Source organism: Roseibium sp. (assembly GCF_965276855.1).
Lineage (GTDB): Bacteria > Pseudomonadota > Alphaproteobacteria > Rhizobiales > Stappiaceae > Roseibium.
The window spans coordinates 2,219,526-2,235,291 of sequence record NZ_OZ255700.1; the positions used below are offsets into that span (position 1 = coordinate 2,219,526).

Annotated in this window: 10 protein-coding genes; all 10 read right to left on the minus strand. The window is 58.1% G+C overall.

The window, feature by feature from the left end:
• Nucleotides 1–59: 59 nt before the first annotated feature.
• Nucleotides 60–434 (minus strand): VOC family protein, encoded by a 375-nt coding sequence (locus ACQY4Z_RS10175; protein WP_428528924.1) that lies wholly within the window; start codon nt 432–434, stop codon nt 60–62.
• Between the two features lie 89 nt (nt 435–523).
• The gene (locus ACQY4Z_RS10180; RefSeq protein ID WP_428528926.1) at nt 524–1,135 is read right to left on the minus strand and encodes a trimeric intracellular cation channel family protein; all 612 of its coding nucleotides are present in this window, start codon (nt 1,133–1,135) and stop codon (nt 524–526) included.
• A 75-nt stretch (nt 1,136–1,210) separates the two neighbouring features.
• Nucleotides 1,211–1,846, minus strand: coding sequence for a nucleotide exchange factor GrpE (grpE, locus tag ACQY4Z_RS10185; RefSeq protein WP_428528928.1), 636 nt, complete (start codon nt 1,844–1,846; stop codon nt 1,211–1,213).
• 151 nt (nt 1,847–1,997) lie between these two features.
• Nucleotides 1,998–2,318, minus strand: coding sequence for a thioredoxin (trxA, locus tag ACQY4Z_RS10190; protein ID WP_008194002.1), 321 nt, complete (start codon nt 2,316–2,318; stop codon nt 1,998–2,000).
• 85 nt (nt 2,319–2,403) lie between these two features.
• Complete coding sequence (gene addA / locus ACQY4Z_RS10195) at nt 2,404–5,919, minus strand: double-strand break repair helicase AddA (protein WP_428528930.1); 3,516 nt, start codon at nt 5,917–5,919, stop codon at nt 2,404–2,406.
• A complete protein-coding gene (gene addB, locus ACQY4Z_RS10200; RefSeq protein WP_428528932.1) occupies nt 5,916–9,056 on the minus strand; it encodes a double-strand break repair protein AddB in 3,141 nt (1,046 codons plus the stop codon). Before addB ends, addA begins: the two co-directional genes overlap by 4 nt.
• Nucleotides 9,057–9,059: 3 nt before the next feature.
• Complete coding sequence (locus tag ACQY4Z_RS10205; RefSeq protein WP_428528934.1) at nt 9,060–9,800, minus strand: nucleotidyltransferase family protein; 741 nt, start codon at nt 9,798–9,800, stop codon at nt 9,060–9,062.
• A 39-nt stretch (nt 9,801–9,839) separates the two neighbouring features.
• Nucleotides 9,840–11,366, minus strand: coding sequence for a tRNA (adenosine(37)-N6)-threonylcarbamoyltransferase complex ATPase subunit type 1 TsaE (tsaE, locus tag ACQY4Z_RS10210; RefSeq protein ID WP_428528936.1), 1,527 nt, complete (start codon nt 11,364–11,366; stop codon nt 9,840–9,842).
• 13 nt (nt 11,367–11,379) lie between these two features.
• Nucleotides 11,380–13,893: a PAS-domain containing protein gene (locus ACQY4Z_RS10215; RefSeq protein WP_428528938.1), complete on the minus strand. Its 2,514-nt coding sequence runs from the start codon at nt 13,891–13,893 to the stop codon at nt 11,380–11,382.
• Between the two features lie 250 nt (nt 13,894–14,143).
• The gene (gene ahcY / locus ACQY4Z_RS10220) at nt 14,144–15,532 is read right to left on the minus strand and encodes an adenosylhomocysteinase (protein WP_133949107.1); all 1,389 of its coding nucleotides are present in this window, start codon (nt 15,530–15,532) and stop codon (nt 14,144–14,146) included.
• Nucleotides 15,533–15,766: the final 234 nt, after the last annotated feature.

Sequence of the window (15,766 nt, forward strand, 5' to 3'; positions counted from 1 at the left end):
AGATGAAGGCGCGAAGCCGGTTCCACGAGAGCCGGCTTTTTTGCTTTCAAAATGCCGCGCTACGCAGGGGTCATCCAGCCCTGTGCGGCGCCGCCTGCATCTTTGAGCAATGCGATCCGGCCAATACCCGGCACATCGAAGGGCGGCCGTGTGACCGTGGCACCGTGGGCTTTTGCAAGTTCAAGACGTTCATCGATGTTATCGACCGCGATGTAAGAAAACCAGTGTTCGGGCAGTCCGTCGAAATCCGGACCTCTCATCTCGAAAATCCCGCCCGCCGGTTTGTCACCGAGATTGGCAACCCAATAGGTACCGCCTCCGTCCACGGGCATCTCAGAAAAGGTCCATCCAAGCGTGCTGCCATAAAACACTTTTGCCTTTTCAACATCCCGGGTCATCAGTTCATTCCACCAAAACTGACCGTGTTCCCACATGTCACTCTCCTGACTACTCAACCGGAGGAGAAGACATAACAGCTTTTGATTGTAGTTGCATATGGCGACCCGAAGCCTCCGCGTGATGGTCACGGCCGGTGCCGATGGCCATAACCCGGCAAGCTCCATCCATGGAGAATTGCGCCGCCTCGCAGAATCATCGCAACGCTTCCTGCAAGAATTGCCGCCGCCCATGGAACAACACCAACCTGGGCCAGCAAAACATAGCTGCCAGCACCTGCAAACGCGGCACTGACATAAATCTCCGATTTGACGATCGAAGAGGGTTCTTGTGCAAGCGTATCCCGCAAGACACCACCGAAAGTCGCGGTTGAGACGCCCATCAAAACAGCAACCAACAAAGTGTCGCCAACGTTTAGGGCCTTTGCCGCGCCCATCACGGAATAGGCTGAAACGCCAACAGCATCTGCCCAGCGCAAGGGTTTGTTGAAGCGTTCGATCCAATGGGCGAAGAACCAGAGAAACACGCTGACAACAAGGCAGACGACAAGGTAGGCTTCGTTGACCACCCAGAAGACCGGCACACCCAGAAGAAGATCGCGGAGCGTGCCGCCCCCAATGCCGGTCAGCGTTGCGAAAAACAGAAAGGCTATGAAGTCCAGTTGCTTGCGGGAGGCAACGATGCCCCCGGTCACGGCGAACACGGCAACCCCCAGATAGTCAAGCAACTGCAACAGCATTCCTGCCCCCAAAAACAAAGCCGCCCGGTCCGTGTGGAAGGGCGGCCTGCTTCAATCCATTGATCTTAGGGCGCTTCAGGCGCTTTTATCAACCGTTTCGCCGGGCTCTGCTCCGGCGTCTGCTTTCGGAGCCTCTTTCGGGCCGCCTTTGGAGACGCCCACCATGGCCGGGCGCAGAACGCGCTCGCCGATCACATAACCAGCCTGCACGACCTGAACGACGGTGTTGTTCGGAACCTCGGTGTTCGGTACCTCAAACATGGCCTGGTGGAAATTCGGATCGAACTTCTGCCCTTCCGGCTCCAGCTTGCGCACGCCATTTTTCTCAAGCTGGTTCAACAGATCCCGCTCGATCATCTCCACGCCCTCGATGAGGGAGGCAACGCCGGCATCTGCATTCTTGCGATCGTCTTCCGGCAGGGCCTCCAGCGCACGGCTGAGGTTGTCGGAAACAGTCAGCATGTCACGGGCAAAGCCAGATACTGCATATTGGCGCGCGTCCTTGACTTCTTTTTCCGTGCGGCGGCGGAGATTTTCCATTTCCGCCATGGTGCGCAGGGCCCGATCCTTCAGCTCCGCGTTTTCGGCCATAAGAGCTTCCACCGGGTCGACCGCGCTCTCTTCAGCGGCCGCTGCGGCCTCATTGACAGCTTCAGCTTCCGGATTCAGCCCGTCCGGCTGATTTTCCGGGGATTTGTTTTCTTCACTCATTGGTGTTCCGTTTGGCTCAGACACATCTGGCGTTGCTTATACGTCCGGGGACGGCAAAATCAAAGAGAAACGGCGGATAAGCGTCATCCTTACCCGCCGTTCTGCAAAGCTCGCCTGCAGCGCCCGGCGGCAACCACAGCAATTCAAGGTCTTAAAGGGCGCTCTTGATCCAGTCGGAAAGTTTGCCTTTCGGTGCAGCACCAACCTGAGTGGCCATCGGCTCACCGCCCTTGAAGAGGATCAACATCGGGATGGACCGGACGCCATATTTCATGGCCATGTCCTGGTTTTCATCGATGTTGAGCTTGGTGATTTTGACCTGACCGTTCATTTCTTCGGAGATTTCCTCCAAAGCCGGCGCAATCATCTTACACGGGCCACACCATTCGGCCCAAAAGTCTACAACGACCGGCTCGTCGGAATTCAAAACATCAGCTTCAAAGGAAGCATCGGTGACTTGGGTGGTAGCCATTACAACATCTCGTGGTTCAGTGGTTCACACATACCCAGTTTAGGTACGTTAGTTGGTTGAAACGTAGGTAGCCGAAGCGGCTGCGTCAAGCAGGCCGGACCTCTGGAGCCAATCCGGAAAAAGTTTCATCAAGAAGTTCGCCCGGAATCTCCATCAGCGATGGCCCTGTAGTCCAAAGCAGATGGCATCGGACAGTCTTTGCCGGATAGATCTGCCGCAGCAACTCCTTGTAAACACTGAGCTGCGCCCGATATTCCAACGGCACTTGATCGAGTGTCTCCGGCGGTTTGAGATTGGTCTTGTAATCCACAATCACAACTTCGTTGCCGTCCACAATCAGGCGGTCAATCTGCCCCGACACCTCAACGTCCGTGCCATTTGCAGAACGAATCGTTCCGGTCAGAGCCACTTCCGCCCGGCCATTTTCTGAGAACACCGGCCGGAACTCTGGTTCTTTCAGGACCTGCTCAAGCTCTTTCAGCAAAGTGTCTTTGAAAGGCGCGAAGACGGGCTTCAGCGCCTGGTTCAGAAATGCCTCCGCAGCCGCCATCCGGGACACTGCCGGCAAGTCGGGCAGCAATTCCAAGAGCCTGTGGACCAACCGGCCCCGTTCCAACGGCCAAGAGTCCGGCTGGCGTCCAGCTGCAAGGCGCGCCACAGCCGGAACCGGTTCAATACCGTCCTTGTCTTCCATATCTTCAAACGCCTTTGACGGTTGAAGCCGGATTTTTCTGGAAACAGGTGTGACAGGTTGGTGTGCCCAGTCAGGCAGCGTGAGGTCGTCACCAGGTACACTCGCATCCGTTCGAGGATGACCGGGTGACGGTGCGCTGCCGGAACTCGCATTGGGGTCCTTTTGCCAACGCCACCCGACAACATCACCATTGGCATCGTGCAGTTCTTTGGCTTGTGGTTTCAAGGCAGCGGAAACAAGTGAATACCAGCAATCGTCATGCGCGCCGCGTTTCGGCTCCCAGCCGCAAACAACCAATCGGTCTTCGGCACGTGTGAGCGCGACATAAAGAAGTCGGCGGTATTCTTCTTCCTGACCCTTCCGGAGCGTCTCTACTGCTTCGTCATGCCAGCTGATGCGATCCGTTTTCGGAGGCAGCCAGACAAGAGCAGGCGGTGATAACTCGTTTCCGGGACGCGGCCGCGGCAAGAAGCTTGGATCGTGAATTGCACTTACCGGCGCGCCACCTGGATCAACCAGAATGACAATCCGCGCTTCCAGTCCCTTGGAGCCGTGGACCGTCATGATGCGCACCATGCCCTTGGTGTTCGTCAACTCGCGCTTGATCTCCGTCGGGGCGGCCGCCATCCAGGCAAGAAACCCCTCAAGGCCGGGCGTTCCGGCCTGCTCATAAGCAATGGTCAGTGCTAGGAATTCATCGAGGACATCATCAACCTCAACGCCTAGGCGGCGGCGGAACGCCTGACGTCCTCCGTCGGCCCCAAGCAGTCGAGCATAGAACTCATAGGGCGGAACAAAATCCGCCCGTGCCCGCCAATCCTCAAGCTGCCGGCGAACCTCCTGCCATTTTGTAGAGGCCTCAGATCGCTTAACCAGCATCTGCCAGAGCGTGCCGGGGCGGATTTTTTCATCTGTTTCGCGTGCGACTTCCAGAAGATCCATATCGTCCAGGCCGAACAGCGGGCTTTTCAAAACAGCCGCCAGAGAAAGATCGTCTTCCGGCAAGAGAAGAAAACGCCCGAGAGCTGCGAGATCCTGAACAGCGATGTGATCAGTGAGGATCAGCCTGTCTGAGCCGGCCGCAGGGATGTTGAGATTTTTCAGCTCCCGGTTCAGCGCCTCCACGAACGGACCACGCTTGCGGACCAGGATCATGACATCACCCGGCTCTGCGGTCCCGTCCCGCATCCAGCCTTTGATGGTTGCCGCGATCCGCTTGGCGACCTTCAACATCGGGCTGCCTGAGCCGACATGATCGACCGGCAACCGCCAGTCATCCGGTTCGCTCACCTCAGCCTCAGCCTCCAGCGGCCAAAGATCAACGATCCCGGGGTCCAGCCGGATCGCCTCATGAACCGGGGCCACGCCCTCTTGCGATAACCCTTGATAAGCCCTGGCGTCTTTGAAGACCTCATCGACCGCCCCCAAGACATCCGGTGTCGAGCGGAACGAGAGCTGAAGGTTTACGGAGTGAAACTCCTGCTCCGCGCTTTGTGCCTGCTTGGAAAAGGCACGGCGCATTTGGTCGAAATAAGCCGGAACAGCGCCTTGAAAGGAATAGATCGACTGTTTCTCGTCCCCCACCGCAAAGAGGGTCCGAACCTTTTCACGCCCGCTGTCACCGACGAAGAACTCGGCGGCCAAAGCGTTGACCACCTCCCACTGGCGCGGGCTCGTGTCCTGTGCCTCGTCAACGAGGATATGATCCAAGCCCTGATCGAGCTTGTATTGCACCCACTGAGCCGCATCTGATTTGGCAAGCAACGTTGCCGTCTTGACCACCAGATCCTCAAAATCCAGGTAGCCTTTGGCCGTCTTTGCCCGTTCGTAATACGTGATCACAGCATCCGCCAGCCGTAAAAGCGCGACGGTGCCCGCATAGGTCACGACCTTTCGGCGTCCATCCAGAAGCTCCAAAAGCCGGGCTTGTTCAGCAAACAGCGCATCGACCATGTCCGGAAACGCTTCCGTGACTTTCTTGGTCGCCAGCGATTTCCGTGCGTCCAGCTTGCCGGTCAGGAAGACCGGAAGCCAAGCCTCGCGGAAAAGGCCTGGATCGGTCTGGCGGATCGCCGCAACAAGCACCTCTGCCTTGCCCTGATCCGTTTTCGCGCCCGTGTTCAACGCTTCTGCGTAGCTGAGGCAAGTGTTCAGATCGAAGGGACATTCGGCACGAAAGCGGCGGTCAAAATCGGATAGCTGCTGAGCCGGGTCAATTTCAAGATCGCCCGCCAGGGCCTGTAATGCTGGTTCCAAACCACCCGCATCGACCGTCCAGCGTCGGAACGCATCGCGGTTCTGAATGAGTTCATCCAGAGCCTTTTGCGCACCGCCATCGCTCATCAGATCGATAACAGATGCAAGCGCCCGGCCGAACGGACTTTCCGGCTCCATCTCTGCCTTGTGCAAGACGCTGGCGCGCGCTTCCGCCATCAACTCTGCGGCGATACGGTCATCCAGAACGTTGAAGTGACCGGCGACATTGGCCTCGAGCGGGAACTGATGGAGAAGTGCTTCGCAAAAGCCATGGATGGTCTGGATCTTAAGGCCGCCCGGTGTTTCGAGCGCGCGCGCAAACAGACGCCGGGCCATCGCGATCCGGGCGGCATCCGGATGACGTCCCTCAATCTCAAAGAGCTCTTTTGCAAGATCCGCATCGTCCATCGTCACCCAGGTGCCGAGTATCTTGAAGACGCGGGTCGCCATTTCAGCGGCCGCAGCTTTAGTGAAGGTCAGCGCCAGGATGCGGGATGGATCGGTGCCATCCAGCAGCAGCCGGACAACCCGGCGCGACAGGACAAAGGTCTTCCCTGACCCAGCGTTTGCACTCACCCAGGCGGACGCACGGGGGCGCGATGCTAGGTCTTGACGCTGCCGCGTGAGGTCGGGGATCTGGAAGCCGCTCATGCCGGGTCCTCCCCGCCAAGGGCCCATTCTTGCGCGCGTGCCAGATGGTCATAAGGACCATCGATCTGACGGCCCTGCATGACGCGGGCCCGGGAGAGATAGCCGGTCTCTTCCTTGGCATAATGGGCGATCAGTTGTTCGAGACGCTGCCAGGCATCCTCGATGAGCTCTTCCAATGCCGCGTCTTTCGGGTTTCGGCCGACTTCGAGCACGGCGTCAGTCCCGCCTTTCAGCTGCAGGTAAAGCAATTCACCGACCGGGTCACCAGCTGGCACATCCTTGAAACCACCGCGCTGGATCATCGCAGCTTCCAGTGGCAGCTGTGGCGATAACAAAGCATCCACCTGTTTTTGCGACGGCACCTGGCCAGTCTTGTAGTCAATGACGGAAAGAGAGCCGGAGTTCATCAGGTCGATGCGGTCCGCGCGCCCGCGCAGGCGGAACTCCAGACCGGGCAGTTTCAGCTCGACACCGCCGCCGATCTCCAGGAACCGTTTTTCGACGTGCAAAGATCTCTTGGCCTCAAACGCGACAAACCCTTCAGCAATCCGCTGGAACCGCGGCCACCAGAGCGCCCGGATTGCCGGGAACGCATCCAGCGGTTCGAACAGCTCTTCTCCGATCTCAAGCAAAGCCGTCACCGCCGTTTCGTCAAACGGTCCGGTCCAGGTCGACAAAAACTCTGCAAGTGCATCGTGAATGAGATTGCCTTTGTCGGCGGCTCCCGGTTCCCCGCCGATTGGATCAACCGGCTGCAACTCCAACGAATGCCGGGCAAAGATCGCGTAGGGATCCCGCACAAGCCGTTCGATTTCGGTCACCGAAAGCGTTTTAGGCCGCGCTGCCAATGGAGGTTTCGGGGCAGGCCGGTCTGCGGGACGCACATCGCCCGCCTGGCGATCCAAAAGCGCTGCGAGTTGCGAATACCGGTTGCCCCGCGCCTCCATCGCAGCTGCGATCTCCGGTCCGGCCAAGGTGGTCAGACGCTGAAGCCATCTTGATGCAACGGTTGGAGCCCCATCAGCCCTTGCGGCACGGGAAAGAAGGACCCGCTTGGCACCCATCCCTTGTGCAAAATCATGGGCGGCCGCTCCCAGGCGCCGCTCAGGGGGTTCCAGCCCCATATCCCGTTTCATTGGACGATTGAGCCAGGGATCGTTGCGGGTACGCTGCGGCCACGTGCCCTCGTTGAGACCGCCGAGAATGACAAAATCGAATGCTTGCAGGCGTGCTTCCATTGGCCCGAGGATTTGCACCCGCGGATCCCCCGGCAAGCGCCGGCGCACGGCTTCCCCCGACATCAATGCCGACAGAACGGATGGCCACTCGTGCGGCGGAACAGCCAGACCGCTAGATTCGGCCTCCAACAGCCCGGACCAGAACGCCGCCAGGGCCTCGCCAGCCTCGGCCGCATAAAGTTCATCCGCGGCCCCTGTCTCATCTGCTGAGATCGCCTGCATGACATCAACATGCGCCTGAACGAGGTGCTCCACCGGTACCGGGTCCCGATCTCCAGCCATGTTTTCCAGCGGCGTGAGAGCTTGCTGCAAGCGTGCCGCAAGGTCTGCGATCACATCCCAATCGCCCTCGTGCACCTTCTTCCAGCGCGGCGTGTGTGCATTCTCTGCCGCGGCTCTGCAGGCCTCTACCGCCATGATCAAACCACTCGTACCAGGGCGAGGCCGCTCGCCGCGGATCACCCCACGCTCCAAGGCTCGAGCCGCCGCACGGATGTCCTTGATGGGCAGACCGAGCCGCGCCAGCGGATGTTTCAGAAGCGCCAGAAGATCAATCGGCTCACAGCCATTGAGCGCAAGCTTTGCGGCCAGGATCGCCAGGATGGCGGGTGCGGTCTGATCGAGCGGCCGGCCGGCACTGTCGTCAGCCTGGATGTTCCAGCGCGCAAGCTCCGCCGCCACGCGGCGGGTGAGCATCCGGTCAGGGGAGATCAATGCTGCGGCCTCGCCGAGTTCGATTGCCTCCCGCAAGGCAATTGCCAGGCTCAGTGCTTCGTCTGCCTCGTTGCGGGCTGTCATGAGACCGACATTGCCGAGTGCAGCGGCTCGGACTTCGATCGGCGTCGCATCCAGATACCTTGTCCAGCCGTCGGAGGTGTCCGCTGGCCGCAATGCCTCCGAGACCAGTTTCTGACGTTGGCGCTGCACATCATCAGCTTCACCAAGCTCGCAAACATCCGCCCGCGTGACACCAAGCCGATCAAGCAGCTGTTTCAGGGAATACTGCGGATGAGAGGACAAGGGCGGAGGTGTTTTTGTCCCGCTTCCATGCCGTGTGCCGGGTACAAACCGCTTGCCAAGCGCCTCCCAGGACCGGTCATCAAGGTCCAGATCCAGCCCGGGCAGCACAATCACTCCCTGCTCCAACCCGGCAACGGCTTTCAGAAGTTCAGCCGTTGCCGGCACTGACCCGGTTACGCCTGCCACGATGACCGGGCCTTTCGGCAACGTCGTGGAAATGCGTTGGGCTTCGCGCCGGATCAGCGCGGACCGGCGGGCCTTCGGGTCCATCTTGCCGAGTTCAGCCAAATGCGCCGGCCAGGCCTCTTGAACAATCTGCAGAAAGTCCAGCGTGATCTGCCAATAGCGAGCATGATCGTCCGGCACCAGCCCGGCAAGTTCGCTCCAGTCCGCCTCTTCCGTTTCCACTTCATCCATCAGGGTCAGGAGATCGCCTGCCAGCCATGCTGCATCGGCGGTCGAAGCGGGAAGCCCAAGCGGCTCATCGGACCGCAGAGCCAGAGCTTCGCGCCGCAATGCGCCTTTCCAGGCCATAACCAACCGGGTCATGGCCAGATGCCGGTCGATCAGCGGCATTGCCGGCGGCAGCGGTTCGAGGTCAGGGCCGGAACTTAGAGATTGGATGTCCTCGTCGGCATCGCCGACGGGCCGGATGATAGGCAGAAGCACAGGCTTGCCGTCAAAAGCCTTTTGGAACAGGTCTGGCAGCTGGCGTGCGGCGCGGCGCGTCGGGAGGTAGAGCGTCGCTGACGACAACAGCAATGGATCATCGAGCGGCCGGAACCCTGGAACGAGTTGCCCGTCAACAAGCTTGGCTACAAAGGTCTCAAGAAAGGATACGGCGGGCGGGACTGTAAAAAGACGGGGCTGGTCCGGCATCTCTTAGGCAGCGCTTTCGCGGACTGCATATTCGGCGGCCCGGATTGCTTCCGGCGTCCCAATGTGCAGCCAGACACCTTCCATCTGGACACCAAACAACCGGCCGTTTTCGATTGCACGGTCGAACAAGACATTCATCGAGAATGGGCCATTCGGAGCGTCTTCAAACAAACGGGGATGCAAGATCGCAGCACCCGCATATGCAAATGGGGTAACACCTTTTTCCGGTCTTCGGCTGAGCGAGCCATCACGTGCCATTTCGAAATCGCCGCGCCCTGCATAAGCCACAGCCTTCACCGTTTCAGCGACCAGTAGCAATGCGTCCATGCGGCTGTCGTCCCAGGCATCGATCATGTGTTCGAGATTCGGCTTGACGCCCTCAACCCAGTAGCAAGTGTCCGAATTCAGCTGGAAAAAAGGATCGCTTCCGAGCAGCGGCAGCGCATTCTTGATCCCTCCACCGGTTTCCAGAAGCTGGGCGCGCTCATCTGAAATTACGATGTCCATGTCCTGCCGCCGCCGGACATGAACCTCAACCAAGTCAGCAAGGTAATGAACGTTGACCACGCATTTTTTCACGCCTGCAGCCGCCAGCCGGTCCATTCCATGATCGACCAGAGCTTGACCATTTACCTCAATGAGCGGTTTAGGTGTGGTTGCAGTTAGCGGGCGCATCCGCTTGCCAAGGCCGGCGGCCAGGATCATGGCATTGGTTGGGCGAAAGCGCGTGTCTGTCATCGTCATACTCGGTTGTCTAATCAGCTCTTCAGCGTCCGGTCAGTATCATCCAATATGTCTTTGATACCAATCTTTTAAATCGAACAATATGGGTGCCGTCATCACCCGGTCGAGGTACCCTTCCATCCTTGGCAAGTGCTCAAGATAAGCAGGCTTATTGTCCCGCCTTGCAAGGCGGACGAAGATGCCGAGGATCTTGGAAATCCTCTGCGCCCCCATAACGACATAAGCCTGTTTGAACGCCTCCAGATCGACTTCTTGGCCAAGCCCCTTCCGCTTTTGGAGATAAGCATCAAAAAGGGCATTTTCCAGTTCAGGGTTGATGTCCGTTCGCGCGTCCAACAGCAAGGAAGCAACATCATAAGCGACTGGTCCGATCAACGTGTCCTGAAAATCAATCAGGCCAATGCGATCAGTGCCTGATGCCCCGACCTGCCAAAGCAGGTTCGGAGAGTGAAAGTCTCTAAGGACCCAACCGCTTTGGGCCTCTGATATTCCATCCAGCAAACCTCGCCAAAGCGCCTCAAATTCCGCTCTGGTTTGATCGCTCGCTTCAGTTCCGGTTTTCTCTGGCAGATACCAGTCCAGCAAGAGATTCGCTTCAGAGACCAGTGCGTCAGCGGAGTACGCCGAAACCTGGTAGGTTTCACCCGTGTCCAGATCCACTGTTTCCGGAAACTTCCGGGCATGCATGGCCGCAAGGACATCGACGGCGGCGAAGTACCGCTCCGCGACAGGCTTGCCGTCAACGACGATCGTTTCGCTGCCGAGAAACTCAGACAGGATCAGCCCCTTGTCGAAATCCGTTTTCTTTATGGCCGGTGCGCGGAGGCCACTCTTGCGCAGTTCGCCGCCAATTGCAGCAACCGCACGGCAGTCCTTCGCAAGGTGCACCTTGTCCATGTAGGACCGAATATCCACGGGCAGTGTTGCATCAGAGAAGGGCCATCGCATGAGAACTAGATGCTCGTCACCGGCCTCGATTTTCTCAAACGTACGAAGAGACGCATCGCCAGCCAGATGCTGCCGTTTGATCTGCCCTATGTTCAGCGCGGCCTTCAAGAACGCGCGAACCTCAAGTGTCGCGGTAATCCGGTTTTCCCATTCCGGATCCTCGGAGTAGAACTCAACCTGGCGGGTGTCCTCATCCCCCACATGGCGGAACTGAAGCCAAAGCGCTGACTTGGGCAAGAGGTCTTCCGCCATCTCCGGCCACTCAATCAGAGCGGCACTGTCCTCCAGGATTTCTTCCAGGCCCAGCTCCTCAAGTTCTTCCGGCTCTTCCAGCCGATACAGATCGAAATGGGCAAGTGGAAGCCTTGGCAAATCGTAAGGCTGAACCAATGTGAAGGTTGGACTCGGAACTTCCAAATCGGGATCGCCGGCGATATTTCGGATCAGCGCACGACTGAAGGTGGATTTACCAGCTCCGAGATCCCCGGAAAGACACAACAGGTCTCCTGGTTTCAGGATGGCGCCGAGGTCTTCGGCGAGTTGACGCGTTTCGCTTTCGTCTATCAGCAGTAGGGAAAAGAAGGGTGTGGGGAGATCGCGCAGCTGGTGAGACGCCATGTGGACGCAAACCTTATTCGGCCGCAGCCTGATCAGCCAGATCCGGATGCGCTGGGAAGACGCAGGTCACAGTCGTGCCTTTGCCAACGATGCTGTCGATATCGACGGTTCCCCCGTGCAGCTCGACAAAGCTCTTGACGATGGCAAGACCAAGGCCTGCGCCCTGACGGCGGGCCCCAGTGTCATGACCGACAAAACGGTTAAAGACCTGTGTCAGTATTTCCGCAGGGATACCGAGACCGTGATCCTGAACAACAAAGGTCACCTTGTCGTCATCCCGGTCGCAGCTGATGTCGACAATGCCGTCGGGCTCGGAATAGCGCACGGCATTCGAAATGAGATTGAACAAGACCTGACGCAGGCGTTTTTCGTCCGCGATCATGTTGCCAATGTTATCGGGGACCTGGGTCCTGAGATTTATGCGAGCTTCGGCAATCCGGTCTTTGAGCCCTTCGACCGCAGCTTCAACGGTGCTGGCGAGATCCACTTCGCCCAGATCCAGCTCCATGATCCCGGCGTCAAGCGTGGCAAGGTCCAAAATGTCGTTGATGATGGCCAGAAGGGCCGAAGACGAAGATTGGATGTAATCGGCGTATTCGCCTTGCTTTTCGCTGAGGTCCCCAAACTTCGGATCAGCCAGAAGCTGGGCGAACCCGATAATGTTGGTCAAAGGCGACCGCAGCTCGTAGGACACGTGCTGGATGAAAGCGTTCTTGATCTGATCGGCCTGCTCGAGGGCGTCATTCTTTTCAAGAAGAGCCCGCTCGACATTCACGCTGTCGGTCACATCAACGAAGGTGACCAAGGTCCCGCCATCCGGCAGCGGCACCGTTGCATAGTCCAGCACAGCGCCATTGTGGCGCTCAAGCCGGCTGACATTCTGGGTTCTATTGTCGAGAAGGCCGGTGACGTTGCTCGCAAGTTGCTCCCAAGCTGTCGCCTCATGATCGTTCAGAGCGCACGAACTGACCACTTCATTGACATGTGGGAACCTGGACAGCTGCTCTTCTTCGAGGTCCCAAATCCGGCCAAAAGCCGGGTTCCAGAGCCGCAATTTGCCATCAGACCCGAACACCGCGACGGCTTCGGACAAATTGTCCAGCGTTTCACCCTGAACACGCGTCAGGGCGTTATAACGGCTTTCAAGATCCAGCTGCTCAGTGACGTTCTCATAAATATAGGTCACACCACCTTGCGGATGCGGGTTTGCGATCACCCGTAGGGTGCGACCGTCCGGCAAATGCCACCAGCTCTCACGTGCTTCGAGCGACTGATAGCCCTCCAGCATCTTGTTGCGCCAGCCGCGGTAATCCGCCTGTTCGGGCAGTTTCCGGGCAGCCCGCAAAGCGTCGAGGACCGCGCCATCTTCCGGGTGGCTTTCCAGAAAGGCCGGATCAAGGTCCCAAAGCTGACGGAAGGCAGCATTATAGAACTGTAGCTTCCTGTCGCCGCTATAAATGGCAACGGCTGCAGCCAATTGATCGAGCGTCCGGCCATGAAACTCTTCTGCACGGCCCAGTTCTTTTTGCGCCTGTTCCAGTTCGCTGATGTCCACGGCAATCCCGGCACCGCCGACATTCGCGTTGACATCGGTGATTTCGAACACCCGGCGCTGACCGGAAGCCACAATTGGAATGCGTGCGCTAAAGCAGCCATCTTCGTTTCGCTGAACGGCCATTGCAGTGCGCGCCGCGGCATCGAGGAAGGTCGCCCCTTCTTTGACGGCCGCTTGTGCATCAGGCATCTCGACAGCTTCTGCATAAGCGTCGTTTGCCCAGATTACGTTGCCCTCGGCATCCCGTTGCCAAGCAGGGGCCGGCATGGCGTCGAGGAGCGCGTGCAACATGTGCAACTCACCAGAAATCTTTGCGTTGCGGGTTTGAAGTTCGGCCTGCGCCTGGCGTTCACCCGTGAGATCCCGGAGCCGTAATACCACCGCACCACCCGTCGTGCGGCCCAGCGCTTCCACGTAACTGCCAGTGCGGGTCTTGAGTGTAGTGTTGAACGTTTCGCCTGTGCGGAACAGAAGGTCCAGATGACGCTCAAGATCGCCTGCGCATTTTGCCGTCAGCCAACTGCCGAAAGCCAGCAGCTGAGCCGGAGGACGCGGAACACCAGACTTTTCCGGAAGAATGCCCCAGATCTGTGGCATCGCGCCATTGCCCGTCCAGACGATGACGCGCTGTTCATCTGTATTCAGCATGGCTTCAAGGCGGTCGACGCGGAACTTGAGATCGCGCTTTTCCTGTTCAAGCGCCTCTGTCAATTGGGCGGATTGGGCGCGGTGGCGCACCAACGTAACAGCAGCAGTGACTGCAAAGGCACACATGCCGCCAAGGGCGCCCAACATGACCATTGTGTCGGGATTGATTGCCGCAAGTGTACCGGACAGAAAATCTGCGGCCGCAGCAGGGCTGCCAGACAGAGCCATCGCCAATCCCGACACACTGCCGAGTTTGATCGTTTTAAGACTCCAATCCTGCCACGTCGTGCGGCCTCGCACGCCGTTTCCGCTGCCTTCCGGCATTCCAAGATCCCCTTACACCGCCTTCGCCCGCTAATTCCAACGGGATGCAGCCCCCGATTATTGGGAGCAAATCAAAGACATCCGCCTTCTGGCCTCTGATTCGCTAAAACCATAACCTTTTTGAGAATCGCGCAGAAGAGTCCCTTGCTGAAAAGTTAACAGGACCCTTCAAATTGAAGGGTCCTGCATTTTTTTGTTCACAATGCCGAATCAAAGCCTTCACCATATCTAGTATGGAGAAGCGCAGAAATCAGTATTTGTAGTGTTCCGACTTGAACGGACCGGACTTGTTAATCCCCAGATAATCCGCTTGGTCGTCACTCAATTCGGTTAACGTCACACCAAGCTTTGCCAGGTGCAGACGGGCAACCTTTTCATCGAGGTGCTTCGGAAGCACATAAACTTCGTTCTTGTACTGATCGCCCTTGGTGAAGAGTTCGATCTGCGCCAGCACCTGGTTGGTGAAGCTTGCAGACATAACGAAGCTCGGGTGCCCTGTCGCATTGCCGAGGTTTACCAGACGCCCCTGAGACAACAGGATCATTCGCTTGCCATCCGGGAACTCGTACATGTCGACCTGGTCCTTGACCGGACGCAGTTTGGTGTTTTTCAGAGCGGCAACCTGAATTTCATTGTCGAAGTGACCGATGTTACAGACGATCGCCATGTCCTTCATGCCACGCATGTGGTCGAAGGTGATGATGTCCTTGTTGCCGGTCGCGGTGACATAAATGTCGCCTTCCGGCAGAACCTGTTCCATGGTCTTGACTTCGAAGCCGTCCATGGATGCCTGAAGTGCGCAGATCGGGTCGATCTCTGTAACGATGACCCGGGCGCCAGCGCCTGCGAGAGATTGCGCCGAGCCCTTGCCGACATCTCCATAGCCGCACACAACAGCGACCTTGCCGGACATCATAACGTCGGTGCCGCGGCGAATGCCATCTACCAGAGATTCGCGGCAGCCATAGCGGTTGTCGAACTTGGACTTGGTGACGCTATCATTGACGTTGATCGCCGGGAACGGCAGCTTGCCGTTTTTCTGCATTTCATAAAGGCGCAGAACACCAGTGGTGGTTTCTTCCGTGACGCCCTGCAGCATGTCGCGCTGCTTGGTGAACCAACCCGGATTGGCCGCTGCGCGCTTCTTGATCTGCGCGAAGAGAGCTTCCTCTTCTTCGGACTTCGGATTTTCGATCAAATCCGTTTCACCTGCCTCAACGCGGGCGCCGAGCAAGATGTAAAGAGTGGCGTCGCCACCATCGTCAAGGATCATGTTGGCGCCGTCTTCGAAATCGAAGATCTTGTCGGCGTAGTCCCAGTACTCCTCTAGGGTCTCGCCTTTGACGGCGAAAACCGGCACGCCGGATGCGGCAATGGCGGCGGCGGCCTGATCCTGGGTGGAGTAGATGTTGCAGGACGCCCAACGGACCTCCGCGCCCAGCGCGACCAGCGTTTCAATCAGAACCGCTGTCTGAATGGTCATGTGCAAGGAGCCAGCAATCCGGGCACCTTTAAGCGGCTTGCTCTCACCGAACTCTTCCCGGCACGCCATCAGGCCCGGCATTTCGTGTTCCGCGATTTCGATTTCGGTGCGGCCCCAGTCTGCGAGTCCGATATCCTTGACGATGTAATCAGCCATGAAAGTTTCCTGCTGTTTGCGCCAGCCTCTGTTGCCGGGCCAACTCGATTTTGCGCCGCGTTCTGTCGGAAAACAGATCCAGTCGATTGACTGCTGCGCGGCAAGTGGCCGGATTGCGAGCAACGCCACAATCCATTGCCGGGGTTATACCCCCGCACCGCATGTCATGCAATAAAGATATAAAGAATTCTTTATATGATTAAGTCATCGTTAGGATGGGGCTTCGAGACATGG